The organism is Rathayibacter rubneri (genome assembly GCF_023743255.1).
GTDB classification, from domain to species: Bacteria; Actinomycetota; Actinomycetes; order Actinomycetales; family Microbacteriaceae; genus Rathayibacter; species Rathayibacter rubneri.
This window is the reverse complement of sequence record NZ_JAMRYM010000091.1, coordinates 1-13,293: the sequence shown is the minus strand read 5'-3', so window position 1 is coordinate 13,293 and position 13,293 is coordinate 1. Positions and strand designations below refer to the sequence as shown.

Genomic DNA, 13,293 nt, shown 5'->3' with positions numbered 1-13,293 from the left:
TCGCCGGGCAGCTCCGTGATGATCCCGTCGGGCAGCGGTACGCGGCCGCCGCTCCCGTGCGCGCCCGCGTACCGCTGCCCGACGGGATCATCACGGAGCTGCCCGGCGACGGGAGCCTGATGGCCTGGACGGTCGACGACGGCGCCGACACCGAGGTCGTCGCCGCCTACGCGCAGTTCGCGGAGGACACCGGCACCCGGCTCACGTTCTTCCTGAACGGGCAGTACGACTCCTGGACCGTCTGCGCGCCCGCCCTCACACCGCTCGTCGCCTCGGGTCAGGTGCAGCTCGCGAACCACACCTGGTCGCACGTCGACCTCACGGGTCTCAGCGCCGACGGCGTGCAGGAGGAGCTCGGCCGCAACGGCGAGTTCATCCGCTCCACCTACGGCGTCGAGGCCGCTCCCTTCTACCGTCCGCCGTTCGGCTACACCGACAGCGCGAGCCGGGCCGCCGCGGCGGGCATCGGCTACACGGCGACGACGCTCTGGTACGGCTCGCTGTCGGACTCCGGCCTCATCACGACCGATCAGCTGCTCGGCTTCGCCGACGAGTGGTTCCGGCCGCAGCGCATCGTGATCGGGCACGCGAACTTCGACCCGGTGACGCGGGTGTACGCGCAGCTGGTCGACCTCCTGCGCGAGCGCTCGCTCGAGACGGTGACGCTGCGCGACGTGTTCGCGGTCTGACGGCCGCGGTGCAGAGGGCCGGATCCGGTCAGCGCAGACTCGCGCGGGCGGCGTCGGCGATCGCGGCCGACACCGCGTCCAGGCTCGGCGTGCGCAGCGACCACTGCTGCCAGTAGAGGGGGATGTCGACCGGATCCCCGCCGAGGGCGACGAGGCCCGGATCACCGACCGGGGCCTGCAGCTCCGGCAGCATGCCCCAGCCCAGCCCGAGGCGGACCGCCGCCTCGAAGTCGGTCGACCCGGGCACCCGGTGCTGCGGCGGAGCGGCGTGCGGCGCGTGCGCGGCCAGGAACCGCTCCTGCAGCCGGTCCTTCTCGTCGAAGACGACGACCGGGGCCTCTGCGAGAGCGTCGAGGTCGCCGTCGGCGAACCAGCGGTCGGCGAAGGCGGGCGCCGCCATCGCGCGGTACCGCATCACGCCCAGCGGAGCGACGGAGCAGCCGAGCACCGCCTCCGACTCGGCCGTGACCGCCGCGATCACCGTGCCGTCGCGGAGGAACGCGGTCGTGTGCTCCTGGTCCTCGCGGTGCAGCTCGAAGACGACGCCCGGCACGCCGGCGAGCGCCGGCAGCACCCAGGTCGCGAGGGAGTCGGCGTTGACGGCGAGCGCGAGGGAGACGGGGCCCGCGCCGTCCGCCTCCTCGCCGCCGAGGGCGCGGACGGCGTCCTCGGCGAGCAGCTCGATCTGCCGGGCCAGACGGAGCAGGCCGGCCCCCGCTTCGGTGGCGACGACGGGGCGCGAGCGCACGAGCAGCACCCGCCCGGCCGCGGTCTCGAGCGCCTTGATCCGCTGACTGAGAGCGGACGGAGTGACGTGCAGGGCCCGCGCGGCGGCGTCGAAGGAGCCGTGCCGCACGGCGGCGGCCAGCGCGCGGAGGCGGGAGAGGTCGAGGTCGTCGGTCAGCACGGTGCCCTCCATCAGTTGCGCTTACGGTACTGAAGGAGCATGAGCTGGTCTACAGGAGCGCCGCGCCCTACCGTCGGAGCGTGTCCCCCCTCCTCGCAGCCGCCTCCGGTCTCGGATTCGGCCTCTCGCTCATCATCGCCATCGGCGCGCAGAACGCCTTCGTCCTCCGGCAGGGCCTGCGCCGCGAGCACGTGCTCGCGGTCGTGGCCATCTGCGCCCTCTGCGACGCGGCGCTGATCGTGCTGGGCATCGCGGGGATCGGCGCGGTGCTCGAGTCGGCGCCGTGGCTGCTCGTCGTGATCCGCTGGGGCGGCATCGCGTTCCTCCTGGGCTACGCGCTCCTCGCCGCGAAGCGGGCTCTGCGCCCCGGCACGCTCGAGGGCGACCCGGCCGGCGCCTCCACGTCGCTGCGCACCGCGGTCGCGACGTGCCTCGCGCTGACGCTGCTCAATCCGCACGTCTATCTCGACACGGTGGTGCTGCTGGGGTCGGTGGCGAACACGCACGGCGACGAGCGCTGGTGGTTCGGCGCCGGAGCGGCGGCGGGGAGCGTGCTGTGGTTCACGGCGCTCGGCTTCGGGGCGCGGGCGCTGCGCCCGCTGTTCCGCAGCCGCACGGCCTGGCGGGTGCTCGACGCGGGAGTGGCGGTGGTGATGGTCGTCCTGGCGGTATCGCTGGCGCTGTCGCACTGATGCGCTGACGAACTGACGCGCTGTCGCACTGACGACCTGTCCTACCGGCTCCCGCGGCCGATCGAGCGGGAGGCGAGCAGCATCACGGCGCCGAGGGCGACGAGCGAGAGCGCCTCGGCGAACGACCCGATCGTCCAGAGAGCGATGAGGAGCTCCTGACTCGGCGTCGAGTCGACGAGCAGCCCGAGCGAGGGCACGTAGTCCTGGGCGGCCGCCGCGACGACCGCGACGAGTCCGACGACGGTGACCGGGGTCCGGGCCGTGCGCGCGCGGTGCAGGGCGATGAGCCCGACGACCGCCGCGACGACCGCGACCGCGCCCATCACGAGCACGAGCGCGGAGGCGACCGCCATCCCCCGCGACGGCTCGGCTCCGCTCGGTGAGAACCACGCCACGAGGGGCCGGAGGACGATCAGCACAGCGACGACGAGGAACGCCGCCGCGCCCGTCCGCCCTGCGATGCCGCCCTTCGCGTCCGAGCCCCGCGCCAGGGCGGAGGCGGCCGCGGCGAGGAGGGCGGCCGCGATCAGCGCGCCGAGGCGCCCGACGCCGGTGACCGCGAGATCCAGCGGCACGAACCGGGCGGCGATCTGCAGCAGACCCGCCGCGGCGACGAGGATCCCCGCCAGGCGGAGCGTCGCCGCACGCGCGGTGGCGGTCGGTGCGCTCGCGGGCAGCGCGCGGTCGGTCGATGAAGCGGGCATCGGGATCCCCTCCCCCGGGGTCGAGTCCCTCCACGGTACCCCGCGACCCTGGCGTCGAGAGCAGTTGTTCTACTAACATTGCGAACATGTTGTTCCGCGTCGACCACTCGTCCTCGCGCTCCCTGGCCGACCAGCTGGAGGCGCAGGTGCGCACGGCCGTCGCCGAGGGCGCCCTCTCGGCGGGCGACCGCCTGCCTCCGGCTCGGGAGCTGGCCCAGTCGCTCGACATCAACATGCACACCGTGCTCCGCGCCTACGCGGCGCTCCGCGACGACGGCCTGATCCAGATGCGCCGGGGCCGGGGCGCCTGGGTCGCCGAGTCCGCCGGCCCCGGCCTCGTGCGCGTCACCGCCCTCGTCGACCAGCTCGTCGCCGAGGCCCGCCGCAGCGGGATCAGCTCCGCCGACCTCATCCGCCTGATCGAGAGGACCACCCCGTGACCTACCGCTCCCGCTCCCTCCTGGCCGCCGCCTCCCTCCTGCTGCCCGCGATCGCCGTGCTCGTCTCGCGTGTCGCGCTCGATGTGCCGCCCGTGCTCGCCTCGCACTGGTCCTCGACCGGCGCCGCCGACGAGACGGCTCCGACGCGCGCGCTGCTGGCCCTGGCCCTCGTCCTCTCCGGCGCCCCCGCGGTGGCGGGGATCGTCGCGGCGCTGCTCGGGCGCGGCTCGCGGATGCTGCTCTCGTGCCTCGGGCTGGTCGCGGGCCTCGGCGCCTCCGCCTGGGCGACGTCCGTCGGCACGACGCTCGCTGCGGGAGCGGCCGAGGGGGCGCAGCTGGGCGGCTGGCTGATCGTGCTGCTCGGCGGCCTCGCCTACGCGGTGGTGCCGGGCGCCCTCGCTCCCCGCAGCCGCTCGGAGTCGAGCACCCGCGTCGAGCGGATGGCGCTGGGCGACTCCGAGTCGGGCGCCTGGTCGCACACGGTGACGGGCCGGGTCTTCGCGGTCGTCGGAGCCGTCCTGGCTCTCGCCGCGGCCGTCGCGGTGTCGACGCTCCTGGCCGAGGGCTCGACGGGCCCCGCGATCGCGATGGCCGTGGTCCTCGGGGCGAGCGCGATCGTGGTCCTCGGCTTCACGCGGTTGCGCGTCACGGCCGACCGTCGCGGGTTGCGCGTGGTGTCGCGGGTGCTCGGGATCCCGCTGCGGCGCATCCCGCTCGAGTCGATCGCGTCGGTCGGCACGGCCGAGCTGCGGCCGTCGGAGTGGGGCGGCTGGGGCTACCGGATGATGCCGGGCCGCTCGGCGCTCATCCTGAACGCGGGACCCGGGCTCGTGGTGCGGACCACCCGCGAGCGCGAGTTCGCGATCAGCCTGCGCGATCCCGAGACGCCGGCCGCGCTGCTGGAGGCGCTGCGGACGCGCTGAACCCGGTGGGCGGCCGGGAGCGCTCCGCCTCGAGGAGGGTCTGGACAAAAGTAGGAACATCGATCCGCACCGCCGGCCCCGCCGAAACCCGCCGTTAGCGTGGAACCGCTCCCATCCCTGGGAGAGGGATCACCCTGCACTCGACCCGGGCCGGGCTCGGCGTCGACCTGACCACGGAGGTTGAATCATGCCGTTCACGACCACGGACGATGGCGTGGAGATCTACTACAAGGACTGGGGGCCCGCGGACGCGCAGCCGATCGTGTTCCACCACGGCTGGCCGCTGTCCTCGGACGACTGGGACGCGCAGATGCTGTTCTTCCACGCGCACGGCTACCGCGTCATCGCGAGCGACCGCCGCGGACACGGGCGGTCGACCCAGGTGGGCACCGGTCACGACATGGACCACTACGCGAGCGACGTGAACGCCGTCGTCGAGCACCTCGACCTGCACAACGCGGTCCACATCGGCCACTCGACCGGCGGCGGCCAGCTCGCCCGCTACGTCGCGAAGTACGGCGAGCCGCAGGGACGCGTGGCGAAGGCCGTCCTCGTGTCGGCGGTGCCTCCGCTGATGGTGCAGACCGAGGCGAACCCCGAGGGGACGCCGCTCTCCGTCTTCGACGGCTTCCGGGAGGCGCTCGCGGCCAACCGGGCCGAGTTCTTCCAGGCCGTCGCCTCCGGACCGTTCTACGGCTTCAACCGGCCCGGCGCGACCGTCTCGGAGCCGGTGATCGCCAACTGGTGGCGTCAGGGCATGACGGGCAGCGCGCTCGCCCACTACGAGGGCATCGCCGCGTTCTCCGAGACCGACCAGACCGAGGACCTGAAGGCCATCACCGTCCCGGTCCTCGTCCTGCAGGGCGACGACGACCAGGTCGTGCCCTACGAGGACGCCGCACTGAAGCAGCACGAGCTGCTGCAGAACTCGACGCTGAAGATCTACGAGGGCTACCCGCACGGCATGCTGACGACCCACGCCGACGTCATCAACCCCGACCTCCTGGCGTTCATCCGGGAGTAGCGGGAGCGGCACGGCACGGACACCCGTGATGCGCAGGTGCCCCCGGACACTCCGGGGGCACCTGCACTCGTCGTGCTGACGAGGCTGGACGGCGGAGGAGCCCGCTTCCGTCATCTGTCGAGTCCTCGGGGCTCGGCGGTGCGCGGACGGGCGGGGCTTCGTAGGGTCCGAGCATGACGTCACCCGCCTCCCCTGCACCGGTGCAGCCGTCTGCCTGGGCCCCCCTGGCGATCACCGCGTTCCGGGTGCTGTGGCTCGCCCAGCTGGGCAGCAACATCGGCACGTGGATGCAGACCGTCGGAGCCCAGTGGTACCTGGTCGAGGCCGCCGCGGGCGCGGTGGTCATCGCCCTCGTGCAGACGGCGAGCCTGGCGCCCTCGCTCCTGGTCGCCCTGCCGGCGGGCGTGCTGGCCGACTCGCTCGACCGGCGACGGCTGCTGATCTGGGGATCCTCGGCCAGCGCGCTGCTGGCGGCCGCTCTGACCGTCGTGGCGGCCGTCGGAGCCCTGACGCCGTGGACGATCCTGGCCTTCACCTTCCTGCTCGGCATCACCTCCACCCTGACCTCGCCCGCGTGGCAGGCGGTCCAGCCGGAGCTCGTGCCCCGCGACCTGATCGCCGCGTCGTCCGCTCTGGGCGGGGTGACGGTGAACGGCGCACGAGCGGTCGGTCCCGCGCTCGCGGGAGTCGTCCTGTCGGCGTTCGGGGCCCCCGTCGTCTTCGGCATCAACGCGCTGAGCTTCGTCCTCGCCGTGATCGCCCTCCTCTGGTGGAAGCGGCCCGCCCAGACCGGCCTCGACGATCGCGAGCGGTTCGGCGCCGCGCTGACGGCGGGGATCCGGTACGTCGCCTCGGCGCACCTCGTCCGCCGGATCCTCGTCCGGTCCGCGCTCTTCGCCCTGCCGGCCAGCGCCCTCTGGGCGCTCCTGCCCCTCACCGCGAAGCGCCTCGACCTCGACTCGAGCGGGTACGGTCTCCTGCTCGGCGCTCTCGGCGCGGGCGCCGTGCTCGGCGTCTTCGCCCTGCCGCTCGCTCGACGCCGGTTCTCGGACAACGTCGTCATCACGACGAGCGCCGTGCTCTTCGCGGCCGGGACCCTCGCCGCGGCGTTCCTCCCGTTCGCGCCGACGCTGATCCTGCTCGTGCTCGCGGGACTGGCCTGGATCGGGACCCTCACCGTGCTGAACGCGGCTCTGCAGCTCACGCTGCCCCCGTGGGTGCGGTCGCGCGGCGCCTCGATCTACCTCTTCGTCTTCATGGGAGCGATGGCCGTCGGCTCGATCGGCTGGGGTCTGGCGGCGCAGGCGCTCGGCACCCCCACCGCCTACGCGGCGTCGGCCGGACTGCTGCTCGTGGTGGCGGCCAGCGTGCGGATGCTCCCCCTCCTGCCGGGGACGGGGAGCGTCGATCGCAGCATCTCGATGTCGTGGCCCACACCCACCCTGGTGTTCGAGCCGGAGCCCGCGGACGGGCCTGTGCTGGTGACCGTCTCCTACCGGGTCGACACCGACTCCCTCGCCGCATTCCGCACCGCGATGCGGCGCGTCGAGAGCTCTCGTCGACGCACCGGCGCCTCGAGGTGGGCCCTCTACCGCAGCGGCGAGGAGGCCGGCCTGCAGCTCGAGACGTTCGTCGTGCCGTCCTGGGGCGAGTTCCGGCGGCAGGAGACCCAGCGCCTCACCGGCCGCGACCGCGAGATCCGCGCGGCGGCGCTGGCTCTGGCGGAGGGCGAGCCTCACGAACGGCACTACTTCTCCGGTACGACCTCGTCCCCGAGTCGGGCCGGCGGGGCGACCGCGGCGGAGTGAGGCCCGGGGCGGCAGGTCCGGAGGACGTCCCTCGCCGTGAGCGAGACGGCGCTCGCGCAGCGGGAGCGCTCTCACGATCGGGGCGGAGGAAGCCATACTGGAGCCGGCCCGGGGCCGTCCTCCCGCCGGTCGATGCTCGAGCCGAGAGCGCGATCACGGAGCAGGCGGATCGGGTCGCCCCCAGCCGACCGCCGCTCGTTCCGGCGGATCCTCCGACGGAGTCAGATGATGAGCAGTCGCACCCCCCTCGCCGACTTCCTCCGCGCCAGGCGGGCGGCGCTGCGACCGGAGCGGATCGGGCTCGCGACCGCCGGGACCCGGCGGAGGGTCCCGGGTCTGCGCCGGGAGGAGGTCGCCGATCGCGCCAGGATCAGCCGCGACTACTACCTCCGCGTCGAGCAGGGTCACGACATCACGCCCTCCGACCAGGTGCTCAGCGCTCTCGCCCAAGCGCTCGACCTCGACGGGTTCGAGCGCGCCTATCTGTTCCGGGTCGCCCGGCCGCTGCCTCCGCTGGGCGCCTCCTCGAGCCCTCCGCCGGCGATGGAGTCGCTGCTGGAGCACTGGCCGATGACTCCGGCGTTCGCGTTCGACCGCAACCTCGACGTCCTGGCGACGAACGACCTCCTGCGGTGCATCGCCCCGGAGAAGGGAGTGCCGGGGGCGAACCTGCTCCTCTCGGTCGCGGAGGGGTACGCGAGCGCTCGCGAGGACGGCATCCCGGCCGACCAGCTGCAGGTGTGGGACAGCATCTTCCGCGAGCTGATCGCGGCCCTGCGGTTCTACAGCGATCCCGACGACGCGCGCCTGCGCGAGATCGTCGGCGAATGCTCCGTCCGGTACCGGCTCTTCCGGTCGGTCTGGGCGGAGTACGAGGTCCGGCCGATCACGCAGAGGGCGCTCCGGATCGACGTCGCTCCGTTCGGCTGGCTCGATTTCGACATGCAGACGTTCGAATCGGCGGTGGCGCCGGGCCGCTTCGTCGTGACGTACCTCGCCCGAGCCGGGTCCCCCGCCGCCGCGGCGGTCGACCACTTCGCGTCGCTCCGGCCCGCTGCTCAGCGATCCCAGGCCCACGTCACGCCGAACGCGGCGGTTCCCGGACGGTGACGGCGAGACGCTCGAGCGCGCGCCGGGCCGCGGCGTCGGCGGGCTCGAACAGGAGCAGCGTGCGCTCGTCGTCGTGAGGGGGACGCGCCAGGCGGTAGTCCAGCGGGACGGTGCCCACGGCGGTGCCGAGGAAGCGGACGGATCCGCTCCCCCGCACCGGAGCATCGCGCGCCCACGCCGCGGCGAAGGCGGGGCTGCTGACGGAGAGGTCCCCCACGATGCTCCGGAACTCCCGATCGCCGTGGTGCCGATCGAGCGAGGCGCTCAGCAGCGCCGTCACCTGCTCCGCCGCATCCCGCCAGCAGGGCAGGTCCTGCAGGTCGAGCACGTCGAGGAAGGTGGAGCGGGCGAGGTCGGCCCCCTCGCGGAAGTGGGGGGAGAGTGCCTGTGCGAGAGGGGTCGCGGACAGCACCCGGAGGTGCCGATCGAGCAGCACCGCGGACTGCTCCGTCCGCGGGGCCGGCAGGGGCCGGCCCTGTTCCCGCGGCACATCCGGTCCGTCGTCCACGCCCCTCACGGTAACGAGCGGCCCTCGCCCGAGCGTGGCTGTCGGAGGGCCAGGGAAGAAGCTGCTCGGAGTGTCCTCCGACGCGCACCGGCGCCTCCTCGTCCGTGATGGACTGCTCCCATGACCGATCCACTGCTCCCAGCGACCTCCCGGACCCGCGAGGCTTCCGCGCACGACTCGAGGGTCGGCGCCTGATGGCCGAGGAGCGCGCGATCCTCGCCGGCGGATGCTTCTGGGGGCTCCAGGAGCTCCTCCGCGACATGCCCGGCGTGTTCGCCACCCGGGCCGGCTACGCCGGCGGGACCACGCCGAACGCGACCTACCGCCGCCACGGCGACCACGCGGAGGCGGTCGAGATCGAGTTCGATCCCGAGCAGCTCCCGTACCGCGACCTGCTCGAGTTCTTCTTCCAGGTGCACGACCCCACGACGAGGAACCGCCAGGGCAACGACATCGGCGCCGCGTACCGCTCCGTCGTCCTCGTCCTCTCTCCCGAGCAGGAGCGCCTCGCCCGCGAGACCATCGCCGAGATCGACGCGTCGGGACGCTGGCCCGGCCCGGTCGTCACCGAGGTCGAGCCGGCGGGCGAGTTCTGGGACGCCGAGGAGGAGCATCAGGACTACCTGCGCAAGCACCCCGGCGGCTACACGTGCCACTGGATCCGACCGGGCTGGACGCTCGACGCCTGAGCGGTCGGCTCCGGCGCACTCTCGACCCCGGCGCGGTCGACGCAGGCGCGGAGCGAAGGGGGCCCTGCGAGGGTCACGCTAGCGGAGGGGACCGTCCACGAGGATCGCCGCATGACCCCTCCTCCGGACCTCGGCCGATGACCCTGCAGGACGTGGTCGACGAGCTCGCCGGAGCGCTCGGCCGGCCGATCGCGATCGAGGACGCCGGCGCCCGCGTCCTCGCCACGAGCGCCGGACGCCCGATCGGTCGGCGCTCGCCGTCGCGCGTCCCGGAGGAGCCCGGCGGCCACGTCGTGCCGGACGCCCGCCGCAGCGTCTTCCCGGTCAGCGACCCGCGCGGTCGGCTCGCGGTCCTCCGCGTCGGCGACGACCGGCTGCCGCCGCTCACTCCCGAGCACTACTCCCTCATCGGCGCGGCCGTCGACACGGTCCGCCGCCTCCTGAGCCCGTCGGCCCCTGCCCCGGGGAGCTCTCGGCGCACCGAGCTGCTCCCGGGTCTGCTGGCTCCCGACGCGGCGAGGCGCCGGGAGGCGTTCGCCGAGGCTGTCGAGCGCCACTGGCTGCGACGCGACGAGCGCACCGTCGTCCGCGCCGTGCTGCTGGACGGTGCGGGCGGAGCACTGCGCAGGGCCTCGCTCGCCCGCCACCTCGACGCCTCCCCCTCCACCGGCCTCGTGCTCCTGGGCGACGAGCGCGGGATGCTGCTCTTCGTCAGCACGGAGGAGCCGGCATCGGACCCGGCGGACGAGACGGACGCGGTGGTCCGCGCCGCGGCGCACCGCCACGGCGCGCGGGTCCTCGCGATCGGCTCGGCACGCCACCGGCGCCAGGACGACGACCTCCGCCCGACCGCCGACCACGCCGCGCTCGCGGCGAGCATCGTCAGCTCGCTGCCCGACGGCCGCGACCGCGGCGACATCGCCGACCTCGGCGCCTGGGTGCTGCTGTCCTCCGTCGCGGCCGACAGCTCCCAGCTCGCGATGCTGTCGCCCGCGGCGGCGACGCTGCTCGACAACGGCGACGACGTGCAGCGGCAGACCGTCGAGACCTACCTCGACGTCCGCGGCAGCGTGCGGGAGGCGTGCGCGATCCTGCACATCCACCGCACCACGCTCTACTACCGGCTGGACAACCTGCCGCCGACCGTCCGGGCCGCGCTCGACGACGGCCTCGCGCGCAGCGCGCTGCACCTGTGCCTGAAGCTGATGCGGTTCCGCGGCGGCCACGAACGGCGGCGGGCCTCGTGACCGCGTCCGCTCCCGGCCGGCCGACGCCCGACCCCGGGCTCCCGCAGGTCCGCCTCTACGGGCGGCGCGAGAGCCGGGACGCGTGGGAGATCCGCGACTTCCTCTCGCGCAGCGTCGTCTCGTTCGCCTGGTCGCCGCTGGACACCGACGAGCAGTGCCTGGCCGTCGCCGGCCGGACGCTCGCCGAGGCGTCCCTCCCGCTCGTCGTCTTCCCGGACGGGTCACGGGCGTGGGACCCGGGCATCGCCGAAGTGGCCGCCCGGCTCGGCTGGATCAGTGCGCCGAGGCGCGCCGAGTACGACCTCTCGATCTACGGAGCGGGGCCGTCCGGCCTCTCGGCCGCCGTCTACGCCGCCTCCGAGGGACTGCGGGTGGTGGTCCTCGAGCGGTCCGCGATCGGCGGGCAGGCCGGGTACAGCAGCCTGATCGAGAACTACCTCGGCTTCCCCCACGGCATCGCCGGCGCGGACCTCGCCGAGCGCGCCCGGCAGCAGGCCGTGGACTTCGGCGCCGAGCTGCTGATGATGCGCGAGGGGATCCGGGCGCGCTTCGCCGACGACCGGATCCACGCCCGGCTCGCCGACGGGACGACCGTCGTCGCCCGCTCGAACATCTGCGCCACCGGCATCGAGTGGCGCCGGCTCGGCCTCGAGCGCGAGGACGAGCTCCTCGGCGTCGGCGTCTACTACGGAGCCGGGACCAGCGAGGCGCCGCTGTGCGAGGGGGCGGACGTGGTCGTCGTCGGAGGCGGGAACTCGGCGGGCCAGGCGGTGATGAACCTCGCCGCCCACGCGCGGCACGTCACCATGCTCGTGCGGGGGCCCGATCTGGCCGACAGCCTCTCGTCGTACCTCGCCGACCGCGTCGTCCGGCAGCCGAACGTGACGGTCGCGCTCGACTCGCGGGTGAGCGCTCTGCACGGCGACGCGGCGCTCGAGTCGATCGACGTCGAGAGCACCGCGAGCGGCGCGCGCGGAGCCCTCGCGACGTCGCATTTGTTCGTCTGCATCGGCGGCGCCCCCGACACCTCCTGGACCGAGGGGACCGGGATCGTCCGCGACGCCTCCGGGTACCTCGTCACGGGCCCCGACCTCGCGGGAGAGCACGCGGCGGCCGACTGGCCGCTCGAGCGGGCCCCGTTCTACCTCGAGACCAGCGTCCCCGGGTCGTTCGCGGCGGGGGACGTGCGCCGCAGCTCCGTCAAGCGCGTCGCCTCCGCGGTCGGCGAGGGCGCCATGGCCGTGACCTTCGCCCACCGCCACCTGCAGGAGACGTCGTGAACCGCGATTCGGGCGATCGCGTCGACGACGAGGAGCCGCCGCCGTCGGACCCGCTGCCCGAGGCGGCCCTGTCGGCCGCGTCGCTGCCCGACCGGCCCGCCGCGTTCCTCACCGCGCCGGTCACCGAGCACTTCGTCCTGGAGTCGGCCAGGGGCATCACCGTGACCGAGTCGAGCAGCAGGGCGTCCCTCTACCTGACGATGCTGTCGAGCTCGCTCGTCGCGTTCGGCTTCCTCGCGCCCACCCCGTACGCGCTCGGGTTCCTGGCGGTGATCATCCCGGTCGTCGTCCTGCTCGGCGTCTTCACCTACGAGCGGCTCGTGCAGACCTCGATGGAGGACATCGCCGCGCTCACGGCGATCCAGCGCATCCGCCGCTACTACGGCACCCTGCTGCCGGGGGCCGGCGGCTACTTCACGATGCCGCGCGGCCAGCACGCCCCGAACGAGCTGCTCGAGATCGGCCGGAGGCGCAGCTGGCGCGGCATCTTCTTCACCATGTCGTCGGCGATCGGCGTCGTGAACTCGATCGTCGCCGGTGCGGGCGTGGCGCTGGCCCTGGCCGTGGGAGGCGGAGACGAGCCGCGCGCGATCGCGGCCGGGATCACCGCGACCCTCCTGCTGGCCGTGCTGCACGGCGTCTACCAGTTCCACCGCTACCGGCAGATGCGCCTGCGGATCGCCGAGGCGGAGGCTCTGGACGGCTTCGAGCAGGCGTGAGCCCGCGGCGCGCCTGGCTCAGCCGCGCTCGGCGAGGAGCTCCCGCCAGTCGCGGGGCACGCGGTCGGCCGGACCCGGAGTGGTCTGCCCCGCCGGGCGGCTCTGCGGATCGGCGAGGCGCGGACCCGTCGTCCCGTCGTCGGCACCGAAGTCCCAGAACCAGTCCTCGCCGGGCTCGAAGCTCTGGATGACCGTGTGGCCGGTCGCACGCCAGTGGGCGGTCGCGTGCCGGTTCAGCGAGTCGTCGCAGCAGCCGATGTGACCGCACCGCGCGCACCGGCGCAGGTGCAGCCACCACGAGCCGGTCCGCTCGCACTCGACGCAGCCCGGGCCGCTCGGGGGGACGGAGGGGTCGATCATCCGCGAGGTCATGCACCCAGGGTGCCTCGGGGCGCCGGGTCCGTCCTCCTCGGATCGTCGGAACACCCTCCGGCGGGACCTTCGCACGGCGCCGGCGCCCTGGCACGACTCGGGGCGCTCCGCAAGTGCCGACGCGATCGGCAGGACTGTGGTCGCATGAGGGGTCGGGTGAGCGAGCGGTCCGCCTCGGATC

General features: G+C 74.0%; 15 protein-coding genes. 11 read left to right on the top strand and 4 right to left on the bottom strand.

Annotated elements, in window-relative coordinates; translation table 11 throughout:
• The coding region (locus NB037_RS15905) for a polysaccharide deacetylase family protein (RefSeq protein WP_251947445.1) at positions 1–689 on the top strand (689 nt) is incomplete at its 5' end.
• Between the two features lie 28 nt (positions 690–717).
• On the opposite strand, the gene NB037_RS15900 is transcribed toward NB037_RS15905, so the two are convergent.
• Positions 718–1,608, bottom strand: a complete 891-nt coding sequence (locus tag NB037_RS15900) for a LysR family transcriptional regulator ArgP (protein ID WP_251947443.1) — start codon at positions 1,606–1,608, stop codon at positions 718–720.
• 68 nt (positions 1,609–1,676) lie between these two features.
• Here NB037_RS15900 and NB037_RS15895 point away from each other — a divergent pair, with 68 nt between their 5' ends.
• Positions 1,677–2,288 (top strand): LysE/ArgO family amino acid transporter, encoded by a 612-nt coding sequence (locus NB037_RS15895; protein ID WP_251947440.1) that lies wholly within the window; start codon positions 1,677–1,679, stop codon positions 2,286–2,288.
• Positions 2,289–2,329: 41 nt separating this feature from the next.
• Here NB037_RS15895 and NB037_RS15890 read toward each other — a convergent pair whose 3' ends face one another.
• On the bottom strand, positions 2,330–2,992 hold the full coding sequence (locus NB037_RS15890; RefSeq protein ID WP_251947438.1) for a hypothetical protein: 663 nt from the start codon (positions 2,990–2,992) through the stop codon (positions 2,330–2,332).
• An 86-nt stretch (positions 2,993–3,078) separates the two neighbouring features.
• Between NB037_RS15890 and NB037_RS15885 the strand changes: the two genes are divergently transcribed.
• The 5 genes from NB037_RS15885 to NB037_RS15865 all read left to right on the top strand — a co-directional run bounded on the left by NB037_RS15885 (position 3,079) and on the right by NB037_RS15865 (position 8,297).
• The gene (locus NB037_RS15885; protein WP_251947435.1) at positions 3,079–3,432 is read left to right on the top strand and encodes a GntR family transcriptional regulator; all 354 of its coding nucleotides are present in this window, start codon (positions 3,079–3,081) and stop codon (positions 3,430–3,432) included.
• Positions 3,429–4,355, top strand: a complete 927-nt coding sequence (locus NB037_RS15880; protein WP_251947433.1) for a hypothetical protein — start codon at positions 3,429–3,431, stop codon at positions 4,353–4,355. Before NB037_RS15885 ends, NB037_RS15880 begins: the two co-directional genes overlap by 4 nt.
• A gap of 187 nt (positions 4,356–4,542) precedes the next feature.
• Entirely contained in the window at positions 4,543–5,379 is an 837-nt protein-coding gene (locus tag NB037_RS15875; protein ID WP_251947431.1) for an alpha/beta fold hydrolase, read from the top strand.
• 173 nt (positions 5,380–5,552) lie between these two features.
• Positions 5,553–7,187, top strand: coding sequence for an MFS transporter (locus tag NB037_RS15870; protein WP_251947427.1), 1,635 nt, complete (start codon positions 5,553–5,555; stop codon positions 7,185–7,187).
• 228 nt (positions 7,188–7,415) lie between these two features.
• Positions 7,416–8,297 carry a helix-turn-helix transcriptional regulator gene (locus NB037_RS15865; protein WP_251947422.1) on the top strand — a complete coding sequence of 294 codons (882 nt, stop codon included), beginning with the start codon at positions 7,416–7,418 and terminating at the stop codon, positions 8,295–8,297.
• Here NB037_RS15865 and NB037_RS15860 read toward each other — a convergent pair.
• Entirely contained in the window at positions 8,266–8,805 is a 540-nt protein-coding gene (locus NB037_RS15860; protein WP_251947419.1) for an MmyB family transcriptional regulator, read from the bottom strand. The two genes, NB037_RS15865 and NB037_RS15860, sit on opposite strands and share 32 nt — an antisense overlap.
• A 194-nt stretch (positions 8,806–8,999) precedes the next feature.
• On the opposite strand from NB037_RS15860, the gene msrA reads away from it, so the two are divergent.
• From msrA to NB037_RS15840, 4 genes are all read left to right on the top strand, one after another.
• The gene (gene msrA, locus NB037_RS15855; RefSeq protein WP_251947417.1) at positions 9,000–9,494 is read left to right on the top strand and encodes a peptide-methionine (S)-S-oxide reductase MsrA; all 495 of its coding nucleotides are present in this window, start codon (positions 9,000–9,002) and stop codon (positions 9,492–9,494) included.
• Between the two features lie 137 nt (positions 9,495–9,631).
• The gene (locus NB037_RS15850) at positions 9,632–10,741 is read left to right on the top strand and encodes a PucR family transcriptional regulator (protein WP_251947415.1); all 1,110 of its coding nucleotides are present in this window, start codon (positions 9,632–9,634) and stop codon (positions 10,739–10,741) included.
• Positions 10,738–12,021: an NAD(P)/FAD-dependent oxidoreductase gene (locus NB037_RS15845; RefSeq protein WP_251947413.1), complete on the top strand. Its 1,284-nt coding sequence runs from the start codon at positions 10,738–10,740 to the stop codon at positions 12,019–12,021. Before NB037_RS15850 ends, NB037_RS15845 begins: the two co-directional genes overlap by 4 nt.
• Entirely contained in the window at positions 12,018–12,740 is a 723-nt protein-coding gene (locus NB037_RS15840) for a hypothetical protein (RefSeq protein WP_251947411.1), read from the top strand. The genes NB037_RS15845 and NB037_RS15840 overlap by 4 nt, the downstream gene beginning before the upstream one ends.
• 18 nt (positions 12,741–12,758) lie before the next feature.
• On the opposite strand, the gene NB037_RS15835 is transcribed toward NB037_RS15840, so the two are convergent.
• On the bottom strand, positions 12,759–13,112 hold the full coding sequence (locus NB037_RS15835; protein WP_251947409.1) for a UBP-type zinc finger domain-containing protein: 354 nt from the start codon (positions 13,110–13,112) through the stop codon (positions 12,759–12,761).
• Between the last annotated feature and the right edge of the window lie 181 nt (positions 13,113–13,293).

Coding starts and splice junctions, on each gene's coding strand:
- NB037_RS15885 (WP_251947435.1), top strand. CDS start 3,079: ATGTTGTTCCGCGTCGACCACTCGTCCTCGCGCTCCCTGGCCGACCAG.
- NB037_RS15835 (WP_251947409.1), bottom strand. CDS start 13,112: ATGACCTCGCGGATGATCGACCCCTCCGTCCCCCCGAGCGGCCCGGGC.
- NB037_RS15900 (WP_251947443.1), bottom strand. CDS start 1,608: ATGGAGGGCACCGTGCTGACCGACGACCTCGACCTCTCCCGCCTCCGC.
- NB037_RS15890 (WP_251947438.1), bottom strand. CDS start 2,992: ATGCCCGCTTCATCGACCGACCGCGCGCTGCCCGCGAGCGCACCGACC.
- NB037_RS15870 (WP_251947427.1), top strand. CDS start 5,553: ATGACGTCACCCGCCTCCCCTGCACCGGTGCAGCCGTCTGCCTGGGCC.
- msrA (WP_251947417.1), top strand. CDS start 9,000: ATGGCCGAGGAGCGCGCGATCCTCGCCGGCGGATGCTTCTGGGGGCTC.
- NB037_RS15850 (WP_251947415.1), top strand. CDS start 9,632: ATGACCCTGCAGGACGTGGTCGACGAGCTCGCCGGAGCGCTCGGCCGG.
- NB037_RS15875 (WP_251947431.1), top strand. CDS start 4,543: ATGCCGTTCACGACCACGGACGATGGCGTGGAGATCTACTACAAGGAC.
- NB037_RS15865 (WP_251947422.1), top strand. CDS start 7,416: ATGAGCAGTCGCACCCCCCTCGCCGACTTCCTCCGCGCCAGGCGGGCG.